This window comes from Neobacillus sp. MER 74, assembly GCF_023714155.1.
This window is the reverse complement of the sequence record NZ_JAMAUV010000006.1, coordinates 219244-238932: the sequence shown is the minus strand read 5'-3', so window position 1 is coordinate 238932 and position 19689 is coordinate 219244. Positions and strand designations below refer to the sequence as shown.

Below are 19689 nucleotides of genomic sequence, written 5' to 3'. Positions count from 1 at the left end.
TGTAAGAGAGTTGGTCATCATCGCCATGATGATGGCCAACTCTCTTACATCATATAAAACGTAAAGGACAGATTATTATGAAGTTTGTGTTAGCGCCCGATTCATTTAAAGAAAGCATGACGGCGAAAAAGGCTGCCCTTGCAATGGAAAAAGGAGTGAAAGCTGTTTTCCCTAACGCGGAATGCGTCATTGTACCCATGGCCGATGGCGGGGAAGGAACAGTAGAGGCCCTCGTAAGTATGACCAACGGAGAAATGATAAAGACAGAAGTCATTGGTCCATTAGGAGAAAAAGTGATTGCGGAATATGGCCTTTTAGGTGAAGGACAAACGGCCGTGATTGAGATGGCCAGTGCAAGTGGTCTTGAATTAATCAAACCAAAAGAAAGAAACCCGTTACTGACAACAACTTATGGAACAGGTCAATTAATCAAACATGCCTTAGACAAAGGTGTAAGGCGCTTCTTGATTGGAATTGGCGGGAGTGCCACCAATGATGGCGGAGCAGGAATGCTGCAAGCGCTGGGAGTTTCATTAAAGGATCAGGCTGGAAATGAACTGCCTTTTGGAGGGGGAGCATTACAGCAACTGCATTCCATTGATATGAGTGGATTAGATGAACGGATTAAAATGGTTCAAATCGATGTCGCTTGTGATGTCACCAATCCGCTAATTGGTGACAATGGCGCCTCAGCTATTTTTGGTCCTCAAAAAGGAGCAACTCCGGAAATGGTAAGAGTTCTTGACCAAAATTTAGCACATTTTGCTGACGTGATTAAAAAACAATTAGGTGAAGATATTGCCCATTTGGATGGTGCTGGAGCTGCAGGCGGACTTGGTGCGGGGCTATTGGCTTTTTTAAATGCCCAGCTAAAAAAAGGAATTGATCTGGTCATTGAATATACAGGCCTCGAGGAGCAAGTCAAGGGAGCAGACTATGTTTTTACAGGGGAAGGCAGCATTGATGGCCAGACCTTGTTTGGTAAAACACCTTATGGCGTGGCTGCAATCGCTGAAAAATATTCTGTTCCGGTGATTGCGTTTGCCGGCCGAATTGGCGATGGAGTAGAGTCCCTGTACGACAACGGGTTTACTGCCATTATTGGAATCTTAAAGGGTGTGACTACATTAGAGAAAGCACTCGAATGTGGGGAAGAAAACTTAGCTTTTGCGGCAGAAAATGTATGCAGGGTATTGAATACGTTCGGCATAAGGTTTTAAAAGAATATCCTGGTTTTAACAAAAGGAATAATAGGTGGATTTTAAATCATGGGGCTGGGCATCAAAAATTTGAAAATAAAAAAGTTGAACCGTTTTGATTAGGTTCAACTTTTTTTATTTTTTAGACAGATTAGTCTATAATAGTTACCTTTAATTGTTTTACACCAAACTCAACGGCATCTTGATGGGAAGGAATAAAGACATCAATTCTGTTTCCTTTAATTGCTCCGCCAGTATCTCCAGCGATTGCTTCACCATAGCCTTCTACATACACTTTACTGCCAAGTGGTATAACAGATGGGTCAACGGCAATCACTTTCTTATCTGGGTTTGCCTTTAGGTTAATTCCAGTAGCGGTAGTGCCAGAACATCCCTCACATGAAGCTGTGTAAGCTGTAGCTCTCACAGTTATTTCCTTTAAACTCTTATTTTCTGTTGACGCAGCTTCCACCTTAGGTTCACTTTCCTTTGGTGCCTGTGCAGTCGGCTTTGCAGATTCTTTTTGTACTGCTTCCTTGATTGGTTTTTCTGTTACAACCTTAGAAGAAGTTGTTGTAGTAGTATTTAAACCCTCATAGATTAATAGATTTAATCCAGGATGGATGAGATCGGTAGTTAATTTGTTCCATTCTTTAAGTTGCGGAACAGTTACTTGATAATCCATGGCGATGTCCCATAATGCATCACCTTTTTTAACAGTATAATGTTTTTCTGGAGCAATTGTTAATTGATCACCAGGGAAAATTAGGTCTGAGGTTAGATTATTCACCGTTTGGATATTTTCTAAAGATATATTATTTTCGCGTGAAAGATCCCAAAGGGTATCCCCTTTTTGTACAGTAATCGTTGCAGCTTGTACATTAGCACTTACAGTTACTGAGAGTACAGCAACTGCTAAAATTGATAGTATTCTTTTAAGCATTTCTTTTACCCTCCATGTTCTTTGGTTGCTAAGTTTTCTAAATAGTAACATAGAATTTTCTGAAACAAAGAACAGGGAGATGTTAAATCGTTTACATACATGGCATTTATATTGCAATAATATTTCTAAGGGCAAATAAAAAACACTGCTACACTATAGGAAAAAGTAGTGTCTGCAGTGTTTTGTCTGGATATTTGGACGGTTCTCTCTTTGGTGTTAATTTAAGATAGTCACCTTTAATTTTTTTACACCAAAATCAATCGCATCCTGTTCAGATGGAATAAACACGTCAATTCGATTTCCTTTGATTGCGCTGCCTGTATCTGCGGCAATCGCTTCACCAAAGCCTTCTACATAAACCTTACTGCCCAGAGGAATGACAGATGGGTCAACAGCGATGACCTTTTCATCTGGGTTATCTTTGATATTAATACCGGTCTTGGTAATTCCTGAACATCCTTCACATGAAGCTGTATAGGCAGTGGCCTTCACGGTAATTTCCTTTGCACTTTTACTTTTACTTTTACTGCTAGTTACTTTTATGACAGGTGTACTTTTCTTTTTTGCATGTGCAATAACGGGCTTTGCAGATACCGGGAATGGTTCAGTAACGGCTGGTGCCGCAGGATTCACAGGTATATCTGTTTCAAGCATATCCGCATCCTTTTGGATATTTTCTAAGGTTTGATTATATTGATCCCATCGGGTATTGTCTTGTTTTACAGTTATCGTTGCGGCTTTTACATTAGCACTGACAGTTACTGAGAGTACAGCAACGGCTATCAATGTTTTAAATGTTTTTAGCATTGTTTACCCTCCCTGTTCTTTTGGCAGCTAATTTTTCCTAATCGTAACATGGATGTTGCTGAAACAAAGAACAGGGAAATGTTAAAAGCTTTACATCTATGGCAATTATATTGCAATAATATTTCGCAGTTTACCTAATAATCTGAAAATAGGACTATTTTACTGCCTTTAAATGATAAAGGCCCAGTAGTGACAACCACTGAGCTTAATTTCCGTTTATTACAATTATGTTACAAATTACATAAGAATCATCATCTAACAACGGATAATGGGTATATTTACCTACGGAGTTTAGTCCGATTTCATTTCTCCGATGTTCTAATCAGCACATTAACGTCTCATGGTATTCGACAAAGCGTTACTTTACGGAAGAATATTGCCGGCGGCGCGATAAATACGATACCATTCCTCACGAGTTAATTGTATGTCACTTGCTTTGCAGCAGTCCTTTAATCGGTCGATATTCATTGTCCCGATGACTGGCTGCATATGGGCTGGATGGCGTAGTAGCCAGGCGATTGCGATGGTAGTGCTGCTGACTCCATATGTAGCGGCAATTTCATCAATCTGCTGATTCAATTCCGGAAACTTTTCGCTTCCAAGGAAAACGCCTTCAAAGAATCCATATTGGAATGGGGACCAGGGTTGGATGGTGATATCGTTCAAGCGGCAATAATCGAGAACGCTTCCATCCCGGTTTATCGCAGATTCATTCTCCATGTTGACATTAATTCCATTTGAGATCATTGTAGCGTTCGTAATACTTAATTGCAGCTGGTTAGCTACGAGTGGCTGCTTCACAAACTTTTTAAGCAATTTGATCTGCATTGGATTTTGGTTGGAAACGCCAAAATGACGGACCTTTCCAGAAGTTTCAAGGATATCGAAGGCCTCAGCCACTTCCTCAGGCTCGACAAGTGCATCCGGGCGATGCAAAAGTAGGACATCGAGATATTCAGTCCTCAATCGTTTTAATATCCCATCCACAGATTCCAAAATATATTCTTTAGAAAAATCAAACATGCCCTTACGGATCCCGCATTTAGATTGCAAAATAATGTTCTCGCGAATATCTGCATTCATGTGGATCGCATCTGCAAAAATTTCCTCACATACGCCGCCGCCATAAATGTCGGCATGATCAAAGAAGTTTGCCCCTTCTTCTAAGGCAGATTGAATAAAATGCTCTGACTCTTTCTTCTCTAGCGAGTTAATACGCATACACCCAACAGCTACGACGGGCACTTCTAAAGAACTGCTTCCGAGTTTCATGGTTCTCATCAACTATTTCCCTCCAATATGTGATTTTTGGTGAATGATGCCGATATGTAAATGGATTATTTAATTTTTGCTTCCGGCAACATTACCAGACCCATTCCCTCCTTATTTTGTCACACACGATGAATGTATAGCAATTTTTAACACAATAGGAGTTTCTATTTCTGTAGAAGCAACAGTTTTTTTCGGGAATAAAATTATTAAGGAACCGGCTACTTGTCTCAGGCAGATTAAAACGCCGTGCATATTTTATTGATAAGTACTATCCGGCGATAGTTAATCAATCATTTAGCAAGGCTTATTTTTGCAAAAGGGGCTGGTTTTTCTTGGCACGAACACCATTAGCAAGTATACTGCAGAAATCATTTGCGATGGCAGGTACTGAAATGGACAAACAATCTGGTACTGGACAAGCTTTTACACTAAAACATAATAATTCACAAGATACTTTTCTTACACACGATATGGTGCATAACGGTGTGCAATTGAATCAAAGGATTGTCATTGTGGGAGCAGGTTTGGCGGGTCTTACATGCGCGTACCGTCTAAAACAGGCGGGGATCATAGCAACAATTTATGAAGCGTCTGAACGTGTTGGCGGACGTTGTTGGACAAGGAGGAATTATTTCAAAGACAATCAAATGGTCGAGCGCGGGGGGGAATTGATAGATACGTGCCATACGGAGATCCAGGACCTTGCGAAAGAATTAGGCTTAAAATTAGACCATTTAATCATGTCAGAGGCCATTGGTACCAAGCCATTTTATTTTTTTGATCAACGTCCGTATTCCTTTCAGGAAGTAACCAATGATTTTATCAAAATCCTCCCCCAACTACAAAGGGATCTGAAAGAAGCGGGTGAAACGACTCTTTATAATTGTTATACGGAACGAGGATATGAGCTGGATCATCTGTCGATTGTTGACTATATCAATGAAACGGTACCTGGAGGCATCAGTTCTCGTTTTGGTAAGCTATTAGCCTTGGCCTATTCCGTTGAATTTGGAGCAGACGCCAGTGAGCAGAGCGCACTAAATCTTCTTTATATGTTAGGGGCTGTAGAAAAAGTGGACTTTCGTATGTACGGCGATTCAGACGAATGTTTTCATATTTGCGGTGGCAATGATCAAATTCCCTCCTTATTAGCAAAAAAGCTTCATGAACAAATCCATTTTAAAGCTGAACTAATCAAAATAGATCAACACAGTCATCATAATATAAAGCTCGTTTTTAAAAATAATGAAAAAGAATGGGAGGTCTTAGCGGATAAAGTAATTCTTGCTATCCCATTTAGTATTTTAAAAACGGTAGATTATCAGAATGCAAGATTTTGCCCATTAAAGGCGATGGCGATTGAAGAGCTTGGAATGGGCATCAATACAAAGCATCATGTTCAATTTACCAATCGATTTTGGAACGAACTTGGAAATAATGGCGAAACATTTGCGGATACAGGCTATCAGCAAACGTTTGAATCATCACGGGCTCAACCAGGTCAATCGGGGGTTCTTGTTAACTATACAGGAGGTGAAAATGCGGCTCAGCAATTTGCGGTCACAGATGAAAAGTTAACAGAGACGACGCGTAACTTTTTGGACAAACTAGAACCTGTATTGCCAGGCAGCGTTAATAATTGGAACGGGCTAGCAACCATCGACCATTGGCTTAGTAATCAATGGAGCAAAGGGGCCTATTCATATTGGAGGGTAGGGCAGTATACGAAATTTGCTGGTATTTTAGGGGAACGGGAAGGGAATATCCTTTTTGCCGGTGAGCACACATCAATCAAGTATCCAGGGTATTTGAATGGTGCAGTCGAGACGGGTGAGAGGGCTGCCCATGAGGTCATCCAAGATTTGAAAATACAGTAGGAATATAAATAAAAGGCTAACATATATGGAAGCTGCTTGTTCCTATTTGTCAGCCTTTTTCTGAATAGGGAGAGGGTGACATTAAAAAATGTCTCTTAGTTCACTATCAGAATAAATTGAAATGAGGACAACTGCTTTTCCATCACCAATATTTTTAACAAAATGGGGTACACTAGCGTTCCAGCTAAAGGAATCCCCTTCTTCAATGATCATGGAGTCCTCGCCTTGTTCTGCTAGGACTTTTCCCTCTAACACCAAATGACACTCTTCTCCTTCATGAGCATTTAATTCACCCATAGAAGCGCCCGGAGGAAATTCGACAAGCATCATTCTTAAGCCGCCTTTAGAGGTTAAATGTTCAATCTTTAAGTGGTTAAAAGTGGAGTGAGTCCGTTCATTTTTTCTAACAACCCGCATATGCTCTTTTTTTTCTAATAATAAATACGGTAAAGGAACCCCAAGAAAGGTTGCGATTGTTTGCAGCGTGCTAATAGATGGAGAGGTATTATTGTTTTCAACATTGCTGATAAATCCTTTAGACAGCCCTGTTCCTTCACACATTTGTGCAATGGTGATTCTCTTTCGATTTCGTATCGCACGAATTTTTGCTCCGATTTCCAAATGATTCACCTCTGGTGATCGTATATTCTAGCTTACCATTCTTTCGGCTGGTAATTTAAGTCAGAAAATAATTGATTCTTTTCTTTTTTCGATAAGTCACGCCATTGTCCAATTGGCAGGTTGCCTAAATGGATGTTCATGATCCTTGTCCGCTGTAAGCGGACAACCCCGTAGCCGAGCGCTGAGCACATCCGGCGGATTTGGCGATTTAACCCTTGTGTTAAGATGATTTGAAATACATATTTAGATAGTTGGGTTACTTTACATGGAAGTGTTTTTGTATCGAGAATTTCAACACCAGCTGCCATCTTCTTTAAAAATTCAGGAGTAATCGGTTTGTCGACGGTAACGATATATTCCTTTTCATGCCTATTTTCGGCACGTAAAATTTCATTAACAATATCACCATCGTTCGTTAGAAGGATGAGTCCGTCAGAATCCTTATCCAATCGTCCAATATGGAATATTCGTAAGGGATGGTTGACTAAATCAATGATATTTCCCTTGATATGCCTTTCCGTCGTACTCGTAATGCCGACAGGTTTATTTAAGGCGATATAGACATAATTATGGGCAACTTTAATCTGGCTCCCGTTGATTCGAACATCATCCCCCGGTTCCACTTGGCTGCCCATTACCGCCACTTGCCCATTAATCGTAACCTTTCCTTCACTAACTAACTTATCGGCCCCTCTTCTAGATGCCTTCCCAGACTCGCTAATAAACTTATTAATACGCATGATACACACCCTAAACGGAGAATTGTATTTTTACCATACCCAACTGCCATCGTTTTTTCAAGTCCTTCTGGTGCCTGACACCAGGTAGAGGAGATATTTATCTTTTAATGTAGAGAGAAGATTGTCGAATAGAGAGAGAATTTCCGATTAAATTTCTTAAAAAACAGGTAAGTAGGATTACTTTTCCTTTGATTTTTTGACAAAATATTCTGATTACGTATGTTACTTTTATTAGTAATAATGACATAAATTGGGGAGATTACGATGAAAAAACTTTCTATTATTTTTGTTTTGTTATTTAGTTTATTCCTATTTACGAGTCAAGCAGATGCTAGTGGCGGTTCACAGCTAATTATTATTAATAAGAAGACCAACACTCTTGCCTTTTATGATAGTGGAAAACTAGTTAAAACATTTAGAGTGGCTACAGGTCGAACCAGATCACTTACTCCGGAAGGCAAATTTCGAATTGTTACGAAAATCGTTAATCGGCCCTATTATAAATTGAAAATCCCAGGAGGAGATCCACGGAACCCTTTAGGTAACCGCTGGATGGGATTGGAGGCAAGAGGTACCTATGGGACAACCTATGCAATTCATGGGAACGCAAATGAAAATTCAATCGGTACCTATGCCAGCTCAGGCTGCATTCGGATGCACAATTCAGAAGTACGCTGGCTCTATAGTCACGTTAGTAAATTTACATCAGTTATCATCACCCATACTGATAGCAGCTTTGATTCTATTGCCAAAGCGAACGGATACGGGAACGGCTGGGCTGAACTAAGCGGGAACAAGTATTATTATGTTGATGGTGAAGTAAAAACCGGCTGGCAATCGATCAGTGGGGAAAGCTATTACTTTAATGATAAAGGGGTTATGCAGACTGGCTGGCTTACCCAGAATGGACAGAAATATTATCTCAATAAAAAAGGTGTCATGAAAACCGGCTGGCTCGAAAAAGACGGTAAGAAGTACTATCTCGACCAAACGGGTGTGATGAGAAAGGGCTGGATTGCTGACAACGGAAAGAATTATTATCTCGACAATAAAGGGGAGCTGCAAACCGGATGGTTATCGCTGGATGCGAATCGGTATTATCTTGATCAAAGCGGTGCAATGAAAACAGGCTGGCTTGCTGATAGGGGAGAATGGTACTATTTCGATGATTCAGGGCTAATGAAAACAGGTTGGATCAACTCTGAAGGCAGATGGTATTTCCTTAATGATCATGGTGTAATGAAAAATACACAGGAACTTGTTAACAATAGTCAGTGGGATTATCTCGACAAAAGTGAGAATACCGAATTGGAGGGGGCAAACGTTTTAGCAGAAAGGTACAAATTAACTAGCAATGAATCCGTCGTGACTGGCTGGTTGAATTACAAGGAGAAATGGTATTACCTTTATGTAAGTGAAGATATGGTTGCCAGTGCGATTAGTGAAGGGTGAATAGAGTTGATAGGATAAATTACCTTATAGATTAATAGACCTCTTAAAGCGCCTCCATGAGGTGCTTTTTTTTGTAATTTAGACCTAAAAAAGAAAGATAAATCGCTGGTTTACATTTTTGTCTACATGTTTACATTATGTATACTTCTCGTTTACAAAAGCGTAAACATGTAGACAAACTCGTACACATCAAGTAATAGCGCTGTGTATACAGATTTGCAATCTTTGTTTACAAATATCTTAATAACATTGGGACAATAAAATAACGTTAGTTTACTGATTACAAGGGGAAATGGTATTACCTCTATGTTCGTGGGAATTTGGATGCTGGCACTGTGAATGAAGGGTAGAGGACTATCCCCTTTTCCATCATCTAATGATTATGTTCAACTTCAAAGGAGTGTGTTTGTGTGAAGGAGTATGGATTAAATATCAAAAACTTGTGGTTTTTTAAGAAGTTATATGACTTGTATGCAAATTTGTAGACGTGTTTACCAATTTGCATACCTGTTTACGTTTTGTATACTTCGTGTTTACAAAAATGTTTTCAAGTAGACAAATTGGTATACACCGTATAACCAAACCATGTATATTTGGTTGTTATTATTGAATAGAGAAGTTTGATAACGTTATTGTGTGAATTCAAGTTGGATAGCGAGGTTAGAGGAATGTTATTCTTCCAATCCTACTATCATGAAAACGCTCAGGGCGGCTCTGAAGACAAATGGGAAAGTTGCTGCCTTCTACGTGTGAAAGAGGTAGAAAGAACATTCAGGCTCTCCTCAGCAAAAATCAGTGGGGATCATCTCAATAAAGACGACGGAAATGAATTCAAATGGGTCAGATTTATTAAGGAAAAGTACAAGGATGTTTTTGCGGGTTAAAGGTCGCTTTGTCACGATGTTGGTTGGAACGGTAATCCTTATATAAGGTTAATACAGCTTATAACTTAGTATGGATAGTTTGGTCTGCTTGGTCGATGAACTTAGGTCAGTACACTATGCCTCCTTTTCGTCCTCATTATCCTAGATCGGTAAGGCTCAACTTTGATGGTATGATTTTTTGTCTAGAACTATAATTAGTGAAATAGTGAATCAACCATGAGGAATTATGGTAAGTTTACATTATTGTCTACTTGTTTACAAAGTTGTATACTTAATGTTTACAATTATGTGCACATGTAAACAAACCAGTACACATATAGGTTTTGAGCTTTGTATACAGATTTGTCATTGGTGTTTACAAAAATGTATACAACGCACTAAAGTTTACATATTGTTTACATCATTACAGTTATATTTTTTTTTGCTAAGAAATCTTGAAGAATCTATTAATCTTCTATAACCTAAGAGAAGGAACTAGAATTACATACCCAGTATAAAAAATAATAAATCTATAAATTGAAAAGGAATGATATTAATGACTAAATCCAGAGTTGCAGCTATTGATGTAGGGAATGACTCTATTAAGGCTATTTTCGGAGAACTTGAATATGAATTAAATATTCCTAACATTATTGCTAGAGATACAGAAGATCGACCTGTTATTGGGATTGAAGAACTTGATAATAAAAATCCATTAGATGGCATTCACATCAAAGTCCACTCCCCTGCTTTAAAAGAGAACAACGGAATTTTCCGTATTGGTAATCTAGCTACTAAAAGTATTAATGCTACTGAATTAGACCCTGGCAGCAGCAAGTCAGAAGAAGATCAAACATTAATCATGCTATTTGCAACATTAGCTTTAGACGCAGTAAGGGAAAATAACTCAAATGCTTTCCCGCGCACTAAAAATATAATTGATGCCAATTATACGTTAGGAACAGGTCTTCCCCTTCGCGAAGTAAAAGAAGGAAAAGATGCAGGCTACCGCTCTAAACTAGTAGGTTCAGTCCATCAAGTTGAATTCCTTGTCACTCCAAAGTACCAAGGGTTAAAAGTTAATATTAAATTTGATGAAGTAAAAGTATATCCTGAAGGTTTCGCCGCATTTATCAATCTTGTTTTGGATAATAGCGGGAAAATCATCAATAAGGATCTAATTGATAAGCGCATCTTAATTCAAGATATCGGTGGATTATCAACAGATATCGCTGTCATCAAGAATCGTAATGTTGATGATGATAAAGCCCAAGGGTTTAATCTAGGGGTTTCAGAATCATTAGAAGCAATTCGCGAAGAGATTAGAACAAAGCATGGCGTTGAGCTCGATAGCCGCCGTGATGTAGTTGAGATTATTACGAAGAAAAGTGATCGCAATCATATTATGGTAAAAGGAAGCCGGACAAGCGTGCATGATATTACCGATCGCATCCTGCTTGATCTAGCTAAAAAGCAATATCGTTTGTTACGTAATGTTTGGCAGAGAAACTCCCAAACAGAAATTTGCTACTTTGTTGGCGGCGGAGCTAATGTCTTAAAGGAATATCTTAAAACGTTAAATAACAATTTAGACGGTTACAATATTGATTTCTTTGAAGATGAGAAAGAAAGTATTTGGATGATGGCTAACGCTTATTATAAACTCATCATCGACTTTGTTCGAAAGTCAGAAAGACAACAACCAGCGCCTAGAGTTGAACCTGTAAAAGCTAAATAAGGTGATTATATATGAAAAAGCCAGCCTCAAATGAGGTTCAGAGGGGTCAAGCCATATCCTTTCGCATCCCCTCTGATACACCTGACCATATCTTAAAGCATTTACAAAAGTTAAAGGATACAGAGCGAAGGAATTTTTCTAGTAAAATTGCCGAGTTTGTGATGCAAGGTGTGAGTGGTTCTGTTTCGCGGGAAAAGGAGACCATTACGATCCCCCTCCCCCATAAGTTAACGAAAGCCCAGCGGAATTGGTTGAAGCATGAGCATTCAGAAGCCTTGCTGGGAAGTATTCTTTATCAGCTGATTTCTGATCCAGTTCGTTCGACTGCACTGCTGGCATCATTAAACAGTCATTCAATCGATATCGATGAAGCTTTGTATCTTCAGGAAGAAGTATTTCCCGAGAAACTCCAAAAAGATGACAGTTATCTTCAGATTGCTGCCGGTAAGGAGGATCCGCCATCCCCTATCGACTTAAGTGATATGGATGATGACCTCAGCGATTTTGACTGGGAAGATGCAAAAGAAAAGCAGCCTTCACCTGAAGAAGAGGAAACTGAAGTCGAGCTGGATATTGACGACCTACTTGGTGGTTTTCTTGCAAATATGAATAAGTAATTTAAAAGGGCCAGCCTCACCGTATCTCGTGAGGCCGGCCCTTTTCTTATTATGAGAAAAGTATAAGTTTTTGAACTTAGATTACTGTCTAGCTCCAGCGCCCTAGCGGCTAGTGTCCTTCGCTCTCCGCCCTACGATAAGTCAACATCGAATCGCCTCCGGCTCTTCGTGTTTCCTTTATCTCAGTTGGAGCGCTCCAGGCCATACGCCGCTGACCAGGGCGCTTGCGCTTTTCCCATTAATGCTGTTTATTCGGCATTCTCTGGCTTTTTTGACTCGTTGCTTGACGTTGTTTATTTTTTTGATCTTTTGCCTGCTTTTCATGCAGCTGTTCTACAAACTCATGTGTGCTACGGTTATCCATTCTGCCTAACCTCCTTGAAAAAATCGAACCAGTGTTATTTTGACCAAGCTGTTTGAAAATATTCAGTAATGCATTTCACTTGTTTTGCATAAAGATTACCAATATATTTTTAGTAAAAATAACTCTATTAAACTATTAATAGATTTGGTGGTGTGTTAATGGAGCTGCCTAACAATATTGTTGAGGCCAACGGGGGTTTAAATGAGAAGTTAATTTTGAAAAAGGAAATCCTTTATAAAGGAATGAATGGGAGATTTGTCGAAAGATTTTATCTGACCCAGGATTCAAGCTATATTTTTAAACCACTAACAAATAATGGTCAATTAGGCAAAGAGGTCTGGGTTTATGAACATATCCTTCCCCATTTCCCAGCCATTTTTCCAAGAATTATTTCTTACTCCATAAATGACTGCACCGAACTGAACTGGATGATTCTTGAGGACCTCGGCCAGCTCTCGCATGAATTTAATGAGGAGATAGTATTAGATGTTATAAAGTGGACTGCATGGTGGCATTCTCTCCCGGTTGAACAATTGGGGAATGTACCACTTAATGGACTGAAGCCAAGAATAGAGGAAATTATAGCTGAGGTCTTTGGTAAGAAGAATGAAGTATATCGTTTAATGTCTGATTTGACCATGAAGCAGGAACTCGTCGATGCTATTTTTGAGAAACTAAGTGATTGGCAGTTGTCAAAGCTTCAAGTGTTGACCCACGGCGATTTACATACCGGAAATTTTGCGGTTGCTGGTACCGAATTGAAGATCTTAGACTGGGAGCACGCCCATCTTAATTCTCCACACTGGGACCTGTACCACCTGATTGATATGTCCCATCCTCTTTTTCCGAAAAGAGTAATAAGTCCATTGCGGGAAAGAATCTTGAGAACGTATCTTGATCTGGTTACATATGAGCATGACCGGGAATGTTTTTTTACGGAGTATTATTTAGTGGCAACTGTGTTTTCGATTTGGATGCTGTTATTGATACAAAAGGATCTAAAGGGAAATGGCGGGAAATGGTCTGTTGAGCAGCTAAATAATCAGTTTGAAGAAACGGTGTCAAGTCTTCGACAATGTGCCGCAGCACTGCTTTTATGAAAGAAAGCTCACTTTGAGTTAGTCAAAGCGAGCTTTTTTAGTTATGCTTTTTGTTCCGTTAATTTGATGATTTCAATGACAGTGTTAGTCGCTTTAATCATATTATCCACGGAAATGAATTCAAATTTACCGTGGAAATTTTCCCCGCCAGTGAAAATATTCGGTGTCGGCAGACCCATATAGGAAAGCTGTGAGCCATCGGTGCCGCCGCGGATTGGTTTAACAATTGGCGTAATGCCAAGGCTCACCATCGCTTCATGAGCAATATCAACAATTTCCATCACCGGTTTAATTTTTTCACCCATGTTGTAATATTGATCATTGAGTTCGAGTTGAATGGAGTCGCTGCCGTATTTGGACTTTAGTTCACTCACGATGCTTTCCATTAATGTCTTACGAGCCTTGAAGCTGTCCATATCATGGTCTCTGATAATGTAGTGGAGCTTGGTCAGTTCTACATCACCATTGAATGCTAATAGATGGAAGAAGCCCTCGTATCCTTCGGTATGTTCTGGTACTTCCTGGGTTGGGAGCTTGCTATGTAATTCCATCGCAATTTTCATCGAGTTGACCATTTTGTCTTTTGCGGATCCTGGGTGAATGTTGTTTCCTTTGATCGTTACTTTTGCCGCCGCTGCGTTGAAACTCTCGTATTCTAATTCTCCGAGCGGGCCGCCATCAACGGTATAAGCATGCTTGGCATTGAACGCCGCAACGTCAAACTTATGTGGTCCCCTGCCGATTTCTTCATCTGGGGTGAACGCAACGCGGACCTTACCGTGTTTAATTTCTGGATGATTCAACAGATAAGCCATGGCGGTCATGATTTCAGTGATGCCGGCTTTGTTGTCTGCCCCTAGCAACGTTGTGCCGTCTGTTGTGATCAGGGTGTGACCTTTATAGTCAGGAAGACTTGGGAAATCCTTCGGTGACATCACGACTTTAAGGGCCTCGTTTAAGACGATTTCGTTCCCATCATAGTTTTCAACGATTTGCGGGTTCACGTTTTTCCCAGTAAAATCTGTTGCTGTATCAACATGGGCGAGGAAGCCAATCGTTGGGACTTCTTTATCTGTGTTCGACGGTAAGGTCGCCATCACATAAGCATTTTCATCAATTGTGACTTCTTGCATCCCAATCGCTTGTAATTCTTCAACAAGCATGCGCGCCAGTGTCCACTGACCTTCGGTGGATGGACAAGTTTCGTTGTTTTCATTGGACTGGGTGTCAACTTTAACATAGGAAGTAAATCTTTCAATCAGTTCGTTCTTCAATTCCACTACACTCCTCTAAATTGAGTTGAATTCATGACTATCATATCACTATGGGAGAGCGGTTACACGTTTTATAGTGAGTGGCGGGCGGGTTAGTGGCGGATGACGGGACTTTACTGGCTGATAGCGGTAACTTACTGGCGGATAAGCTCTATTTACTGGCGGATAAGCCCACATTACTGGCGAGAGCGCAAATAACTGGCGGATAGGCACCAAATACTGGCGGATAAGCCTCTGTAACTGGCGCATAGAAATCATTTACTGGCGACATTACGGAACAATAATCGTCTCCCGATCATTGGTTTGGTTAGTAGATCTTAAATCCATAAAATAGTACCGATCTCGATAGGTTCCCTCACTTTGCATATCCATACTCAGCAAAATACGCTTGGCTGCATGAATATCATCCACCCCCAAAAACTCCCGGCACTCTCGATTTGTGATTGTTCGCTTAAATATCAAAAACCACTCGCGTAATGTCCTTTGGTGGGCAATGTGGTCGACCGCACCGCAATGCGGACAGCACCATGTCCGGGGCTGCTTAATCATGCCAAATCTCCCGCAGGTCACACACCTTACACCAGGCTGAAAATCACCGAAAGGAATACCATAAGTTTCACATATTGGTTTAGGAATAAAAGGTCGATGACTTTTCAAAAGTTCTGCAGATAGCCAGTTAAAGGTTTCGTGGTCCAACTTATTTCCATGTTGTGGGATACTTTTCAAAAAAGAGGGAATCAAACTGGGGAATAGGATGTTTGTATTCTTAGGGGGAGCGGCCACAATTTGTTTAGGATAGGCCAATACAACGGCACCGAATATCGGGATATCAATGTTTCGACCCCATAGCCAATCACTAATTAGTTCGCGATTGCGCTCCAATTGGACAACCGGGCTCTCATACCCATCCTGGTGTCCATCCTCCTTTGTGCGGATCAATTGGGGCGGTTTATCCTTGAATTCCAGAACCCCGCCAATATTCTTCACTTCTAAAACTGTACCAAACCAAGGAGTCAGCACAAAGGAATCCATTTGGAAATGCTCGCGCCATGCAGGAGATAAATCATGGAAAATATGGTGTTCATCAGAAAACGGGTGCTTCCGGAAGACATCAGCAACCCTCTCCTCTCCGCCAATCCCCGCCTCGACAGAGCCTCGCTTTGCCGCCAAAACCGACTGTAGCGAATGGTCAACGGCTAACCGCTGCTGCGCGGCAATTAATCCTTCCAACGTCAATGATGCATCTCGGTCTTTCATTAAATTGTCCATCACCTCACAAAACAGTACCTTCACCCTGCATCGTAGCACATCCCCACAGGCCATACTATACATCAACTGACCATTTCATAATTTTGTAAAAAATATAGCTTGACCACTATTGACCAGTTGAGTCAACGGGAGTACAATGTGATTGACTGATGTGGTCAATGCAAAAAAAGGAGGGCCGCAACCATGTTTTCGAAGTTTCTCAACTTAGATAAAGAAAAACAAGATCGAATAATAAATGCAGCCATTAAGGAATTTGCCGGGAAAGGATATGACCGGGCATCGACGAATGAAATTGTCAAAGAAGCAGGTATTTCCAAGGGATTGCTGTTTCATTATTTTCAAAACAAGAAGCAATTGTTCCTTTATGTCTTTGATTACTGCTACGAACTGATCATCGACGAATTTTACAAAAAAATTAATCTTCAAGAGACGGATTTCTTTATCCGAATGCGTCAAGCCATCATCGTTAAAATGGAAATGCTCTCAACTTATCCAGATATCTTGAAGTTCATGCAAGAGGTATTTATGGACGAATCGGCTGAAATAAAGGCTGAGTTTGATAAAAAAAAGTCAGAACTGACGCATATCAATATTGAAAAGGCGTATGAGGGGATTGATTATTCGAAATTTAGGGAGGATGTCGATCTCAAGAAAATCATAAAAATGATCAGTTGGACATTTGAAAAAATGAGTGATGAAGCGATAGAAAAAGCAAAGTTAACCCCCGGCCACGAGATCGATTATCACAAAATCCAAGCCGAAGCAGAAGAGTATTTTGAGGTCATGATTAAATGTTTTTATAAACAGTAGGAGGCTGTCACAATGAATGTTATTGAAATTAACCATCTTACCAAGACCTATGGGAAATCAAGAGGGATTACTGACATTAGCTTTCATGTGGAAGAAGGCGAGATTTTTGGATTCATTGGCCCAAACGGTGCAGGTAAATCAACCACCATTCGGACCCTCCTGTCGCTGATTTACCCAACCAGCGGCAGTGCTGCCATCTTTGGTAAAGACACCGTTCAATTTGCGCCTGAAATTAAAAAAGAAATTGGTTATTTGCCTTCTGAAGTTTTTTACTATGACAATATGAAGGTTAAGGACCTATTAAAATATTCAGCTAGTTTTTATAAAAAAGATTGCAGTAAAAGAATCAAAGAATTAGCTGCGATTATGGACTTGGATCTTAATAAGAAAATTGATGATCTTTCCTTAGGAAATAAAAAGAAGGTTGGCATTGTTCAAGGGCTGCTCCATGAGCCAAAGTTGATTATTCTCGACGAACCAACTAGCGGCCTTGACCCGCTTATGCAGCAGAAATTCTTTGAGCTCTTAGAAGAAGAAAATAAAAAAGGGGCTACCATTCTTTTTTCATCACACATCCTCAGCGAAGTGCAGCGTTTATGTAACCGGGTGGCGATCATTAAAGAAGGTAAGATTGTAACCGTTGAAAAGATTAGTACCTTACAAGAAAACAATTATAAGAAGTTTAAAGTGGAAACGAAAGTGCCGCTCGATATGGACCCTTTCAATATCAGTGGCGTCAACAATTTAGAAGTCAAAGGCAACATCATCAGCTTTTTATTTAAAGGGAATATTAATGCCATCATGAAAAAACTTGCCGATATTGAACTCGTGAATTTATGGATAGAAGAGCCAGACCTTGAGGAGATCTTTATGCATTATTATGAGTAGGAGGCCTAGAAAACTATGAATATATTTTTTCATGAGTTGAAGGCGTACCGGAAATCAACGATCATCTGGACTGCTTCCTTAGTGCTGATCATTGCTCTGTTTATGTCATTTTATCCTGCCTTTGCAAAGGATGCAGATGATTTTAAAAAGATCATGGAAGGATATCCTGAGGCGATTAGAAATGCGATCGGTTTTAACCTCGGCAATTTCTTTACGATTTTAGGCTTCTATTGTTTTCCATTATCGTTCATTACCTTGTGCGGGGCGATTCAGGGGATGAACCTGGGCACAAGCATTGTCAGCAAGGAAGTCCGCGAGAAAACGGCTGATTTTCTATTAACCAAGCCGGTTACGAGGACAGCGGTATTGACATCGAAACTGCTTGCAGCTTTTTCCTCAATTGTCATCACAAATGTCATTTACCTGGTGGTTACAATTATTGTGACATTTCAAGTCAAGACAGACGCTTTCAGTGTAAAAATATTAATCATGCTTTCACTTACCATGTTTTTTATTCAGTTGATGTTCCTTGCGTTAGGAATAATGATTTCAGTCATTGTTCCAAAGATTAAATCTGTCCTTTCCGTTTCACTTACAACCGTATTCGCGTTTTACTTTTTGGGGATGTTTAGCAGCACGAATGGTGAGGAATCGAAACGCTATATTTCGCCATTTAAATACTTTGACACCGCCTATATCATCAAACATTCTGGCTATGAAGTGTCCTTTTTAGCGGCTGGTGCCGTGGTTATCATTTTGGCAGTCGCTGTGAGTTATTTCGTTTATTTAAAAAAGGATATCCATGCTGTATAGCTGTGAAAAGGAGGATTAGGTTATGAATATATTTGTAAAGGAACTGAAATCGTACCGAAAATCGCTGATTTTTTGGAGCATTGGTGTCTTGCTTATGGTAGCTTCAGGAATGGCTAAATACGCTGCCTATTCCTCATCGGGCCAATCCATCAATGATCTTATTGCTGATTTGCCTAAATCGCTAAAGGCGGTCATGGGGTTTGGTGTGGTCGATTTATCGAAGATTAGCGGGTATTATTCATTACTGTATATATATTTGTTATTAATGGCGACCATTCATGCGGCGATGCTTGGGGCTTCGATTATTGCGAAAGAAGAGCGTGACAAAACAGCGGAGTTTTTATTCGTGAAACCCGTTTCTAGAACGAAGATTATTACGGCAAAACTATTAGCTGCGTTCACGAATATCGTTATTTTTAATCTGGTTACCTTGATCTCAGCCATAACCCTTATTGAAAAATACAACAGCGCGGGTGAAGCCGTTAATGGTGAAATTGTCCTCACCCAGGTGGGCATGTTTATTTTACAAGTCTTGTTCTTGGTTATTGGCAGTTCGCTGGCAGCCGTAAAAAAGAAACCGAAAACATCCCCATCGCTGGCAACGGGAATCTTGCTGCTAACGTACATGTTATCGATTGTGATTGATTTGAACGAGAACATGGAAGGCATGAAATATTTTACCCCGTTTAAATATTTCGAAGCTAAGAATCTAATGTTAGGCAGTGGGCTTGAACCTTTATATATTGTTATATCAGTAATCGTAGCTGCCCTATTATTAGCGGTTACCTTCACTTTTTATAAAAAGAGAGATTTGAATGCATAGCGAATAGACCGATTTTCGGTCTTTTTTTAATATGAAAAGCGAGTAAAAAAACAATATGTAAAAAGACTCACCATATTCCAAAAAATAGGTGAATAAATATTTGAAATTTATTGACTATTTTATTAATTATAAATAAACTTAATTATGCAAGAGAATAGGACAAATAGGGGGGATAAGGTTATTTTGCTTATCACTTTATTCTAGTAGAGTGATAAATTA

General features: G+C 39.9%; 19 protein-coding genes. 11 read left to right on the top strand and 8 right to left on the bottom strand.

Annotated features, from left to right (window positions below):
• Positions 1-77 precede the first annotated feature (77 nt).
• Complete coding sequence (locus M3610_RS13300; RefSeq protein WP_251459662.1) at positions 78-1220, top strand: glycerate kinase; 1143 nt, start codon at positions 78-80, stop codon at positions 1218-1220.
• Between the two features lie 130 nt (positions 1221-1350).
• On the opposite strand, the gene M3610_RS13295 is transcribed toward M3610_RS13300, so the two are convergent.
• The 3 genes from M3610_RS13295 to M3610_RS13285 form a co-directional block, all read right to left on the bottom strand.
• Complete coding sequence (locus M3610_RS13295; RefSeq protein ID WP_251459661.1) at positions 1351-2142, bottom strand: 3D domain-containing protein; 792 nt, start codon at positions 2140-2142, stop codon at positions 1351-1353.
• 216 nt (positions 2143-2358) lie between these two features.
• Positions 2359-2949: a 3D domain-containing protein gene (locus M3610_RS13290; RefSeq protein ID WP_251459659.1), complete on the bottom strand. Its 591-nt coding sequence runs from the start codon at positions 2947-2949 to the stop codon at positions 2359-2361.
• A gap of 363 nt (positions 2950-3312) precedes the next feature.
• Entirely contained in the window at positions 3313-4230 is a 918-nt protein-coding gene (locus M3610_RS13285; protein WP_251459743.1) for an aldo/keto reductase, read from the bottom strand.
• 323 nt (positions 4231-4553) lie between these two features.
• Between M3610_RS13285 and M3610_RS13280 the strand changes: the two genes are divergently transcribed.
• On the top strand, positions 4554-6098 hold the full coding sequence (locus tag M3610_RS13280; protein ID WP_251459657.1) for a flavin monoamine oxidase family protein: 1545 nt from the start codon (positions 4554-4556) through the stop codon (positions 6096-6098).
• Between the two features lie 81 nt (positions 6099-6179).
• On the opposite strand, the gene M3610_RS13275 is transcribed toward M3610_RS13280, so the two are convergent.
• Complete coding sequence (locus M3610_RS13275) at positions 6180-6719, bottom strand: helix-turn-helix domain-containing protein (protein WP_251459655.1); 540 nt, start codon at positions 6717-6719, stop codon at positions 6180-6182.
• Between the two features lie 32 nt (positions 6720-6751).
• Complete coding sequence (gene rluF / locus M3610_RS13270) at positions 6752-7459, bottom strand: 23S rRNA pseudouridine(2604) synthase RluF (protein WP_285851128.1); 708 nt, start codon at positions 7457-7459, stop codon at positions 6752-6754.
• Positions 7460-7723: 264 nt separating this feature from the next.
• Between rluF and M3610_RS13265 the strand changes: the two genes are divergently transcribed.
• The 4 genes from M3610_RS13265 (at position 7724) to M3610_RS13250 (ending at position 12129) form a co-directional block, all read left to right on the top strand.
• Entirely contained in the window at positions 7724-8911 is a 1188-nt protein-coding gene (locus tag M3610_RS13265; protein WP_251459651.1) for a L,D-transpeptidase family protein, read from the top strand.
• A gap of 668 nt (positions 8912-9579) precedes the next feature.
• Positions 9580-9795 carry a hypothetical protein gene (locus tag M3610_RS13260; RefSeq protein ID WP_251459649.1) on the top strand — a complete coding sequence of 72 codons (216 nt, stop codon included), beginning with the start codon at positions 9580-9582 and terminating at the stop codon, positions 9793-9795.
• 535 nt (positions 9796-10330) lie between these two features.
• Positions 10331-11512 carry a ParM/StbA family protein gene (locus M3610_RS13255; protein ID WP_251459647.1) on the top strand — a complete coding sequence of 394 codons (1182 nt, stop codon included), beginning with the start codon at positions 10331-10333 and terminating at the stop codon, positions 11510-11512.
• 11 nt (positions 11513-11523) lie between these two features.
• The gene (locus M3610_RS13250; protein ID WP_098571614.1) at positions 11524-12129 is read left to right on the top strand and encodes a hypothetical protein; all 606 of its coding nucleotides are present in this window, start codon (positions 11524-11526) and stop codon (positions 12127-12129) included.
• A 238-nt stretch (positions 12130-12367) separates the two neighbouring features.
• Here M3610_RS13250 and M3610_RS13245 read toward each other — a convergent pair whose 3' ends face one another.
• Positions 12368-12493 (bottom strand): DUF4023 domain-containing protein, encoded by a 126-nt coding sequence (locus M3610_RS13245; RefSeq protein WP_098571613.1) that lies wholly within the window; start codon positions 12491-12493, stop codon positions 12368-12370.
• Positions 12494-12651: 158 nt separating this feature from the next.
• Here M3610_RS13245 and M3610_RS13240 point away from each other — a divergent pair, with 158 nt between their 5' ends.
• A complete protein-coding gene (locus M3610_RS13240) occupies positions 12652-13593 on the top strand; it encodes a phosphotransferase (RefSeq protein ID WP_251459645.1) in 942 nt (313 codons plus the stop codon).
• Between the two features lie 41 nt (positions 13594-13634).
• Here M3610_RS13240 and pepT read toward each other — a convergent pair whose 3' ends face one another.
• Both pepT and M3610_RS13230 read right to left on the bottom strand, forming a co-directional pair.
• A complete protein-coding gene (gene pepT / locus M3610_RS13235; protein ID WP_251459643.1) occupies positions 13635-14867 on the bottom strand; it encodes a peptidase T in 1233 nt (410 codons plus the stop codon).
• A gap of 270 nt (positions 14868-15137) precedes the next feature.
• The gene (locus M3610_RS13230) at positions 15138-16124 is read right to left on the bottom strand and encodes a nuclease-related domain-containing protein (protein WP_251459641.1); all 987 of its coding nucleotides are present in this window, start codon (positions 16122-16124) and stop codon (positions 15138-15140) included.
• Positions 16125-16319: 195 nt separating this feature from the next.
• Here M3610_RS13230 and M3610_RS13225 point away from each other — a divergent pair, with 195 nt between their 5' ends.
• The 4 genes from M3610_RS13225 to M3610_RS13210 are packed head-to-tail and all read left to right on the top strand — an operon-like array spanning position 16320 to position 19470.
• Entirely contained in the window at positions 16320-16946 is a 627-nt protein-coding gene (locus tag M3610_RS13225) for a TetR/AcrR family transcriptional regulator (RefSeq protein ID WP_251459639.1), read from the top strand.
• A gap of 12 nt (positions 16947-16958) precedes the next feature.
• Positions 16959-17834 (top strand): ABC transporter ATP-binding protein, encoded by an 876-nt coding sequence (locus tag M3610_RS13220; RefSeq protein ID WP_251459638.1) that lies wholly within the window; start codon positions 16959-16961, stop codon positions 17832-17834.
• A 15-nt stretch (positions 17835-17849) separates the two neighbouring features.
• Entirely contained in the window at positions 17850-18647 is a 798-nt protein-coding gene (locus tag M3610_RS13215; RefSeq protein WP_098571608.1) for an ABC transporter permease subunit, read from the top strand.
• Between the two features lie 22 nt (positions 18648-18669).
• Entirely contained in the window at positions 18670-19470 is an 801-nt protein-coding gene (locus M3610_RS13210; RefSeq protein ID WP_251459636.1) for an ABC transporter permease subunit, read from the top strand.
• Positions 19471-19689 lie beyond the last annotated feature (219 nt).

Coding starts and splice junctions, on each gene's coding strand:
- M3610_RS13300 (WP_251459662.1), top strand. CDS start 78: ATGAAGTTTGTGTTAGCGCCCGATTCATTTAAAGAAAGCATGACGGCG.
- M3610_RS13295 (WP_251459661.1), bottom strand. CDS start 2,142: ATGCTTAAAAGAATACTATCAATTTTAGCAGTTGCTGTACTCTCAGTA.
- M3610_RS13290 (WP_251459659.1), bottom strand. CDS start 2,949: ATGCTAAAAACATTTAAAACATTGATAGCCGTTGCTGTACTCTCAGTA.
- M3610_RS13285 (WP_251459743.1), bottom strand. CDS start 4,230: ATGAGAACCATGAAACTCGGAAGCAGTTCTTTAGAAGTGCCCGTCGTA.
- rluF (WP_285851128.1), bottom strand. CDS start 7,459: ATGCGTATTAATAAGTTTATTAGCGAGTCTGGGAAGGCATCTAGAAGA.
- M3610_RS13265 (WP_251459651.1), top strand. CDS start 7,724: ATGAAAAAACTTTCTATTATTTTTGTTTTGTTATTTAGTTTATTCCTA.
- M3610_RS13260 (WP_251459649.1), top strand. CDS start 9,580: ATGTTATTCTTCCAATCCTACTATCATGAAAACGCTCAGGGCGGCTCT.
- M3610_RS13255 (WP_251459647.1), top strand. CDS start 10,331: ATGACTAAATCCAGAGTTGCAGCTATTGATGTAGGGAATGACTCTATT.
- M3610_RS13250 (WP_098571614.1), top strand. CDS start 11,524: ATGAAAAAGCCAGCCTCAAATGAGGTTCAGAGGGGTCAAGCCATATCC.
- M3610_RS13245 (WP_098571613.1), bottom strand. CDS start 12,493: ATGGATAACCGTAGCACACATGAGTTTGTAGAACAGCTGCATGAAAAG.
- M3610_RS13240 (WP_251459645.1), top strand. CDS start 12,652: ATGGAGCTGCCTAACAATATTGTTGAGGCCAACGGGGGTTTAAATGAG.
- M3610_RS13230 (WP_251459641.1), bottom strand. CDS start 16,124: ATGAAAGACCGAGATGCATCATTGACGTTGGAAGGATTAATTGCCGCG.
- M3610_RS13225 (WP_251459639.1), top strand. CDS start 16,320: ATGTTTTCGAAGTTTCTCAACTTAGATAAAGAAAAACAAGATCGAATA.
- M3610_RS13220 (WP_251459638.1), top strand. CDS start 16,959: ATGAATGTTATTGAAATTAACCATCTTACCAAGACCTATGGGAAATCA.
- M3610_RS13215 (WP_098571608.1), top strand. CDS start 17,850: ATGAATATATTTTTTCATGAGTTGAAGGCGTACCGGAAATCAACGATC.
- M3610_RS13210 (WP_251459636.1), top strand. CDS start 18,670: ATGAATATATTTGTAAAGGAACTGAAATCGTACCGAAAATCGCTGATT.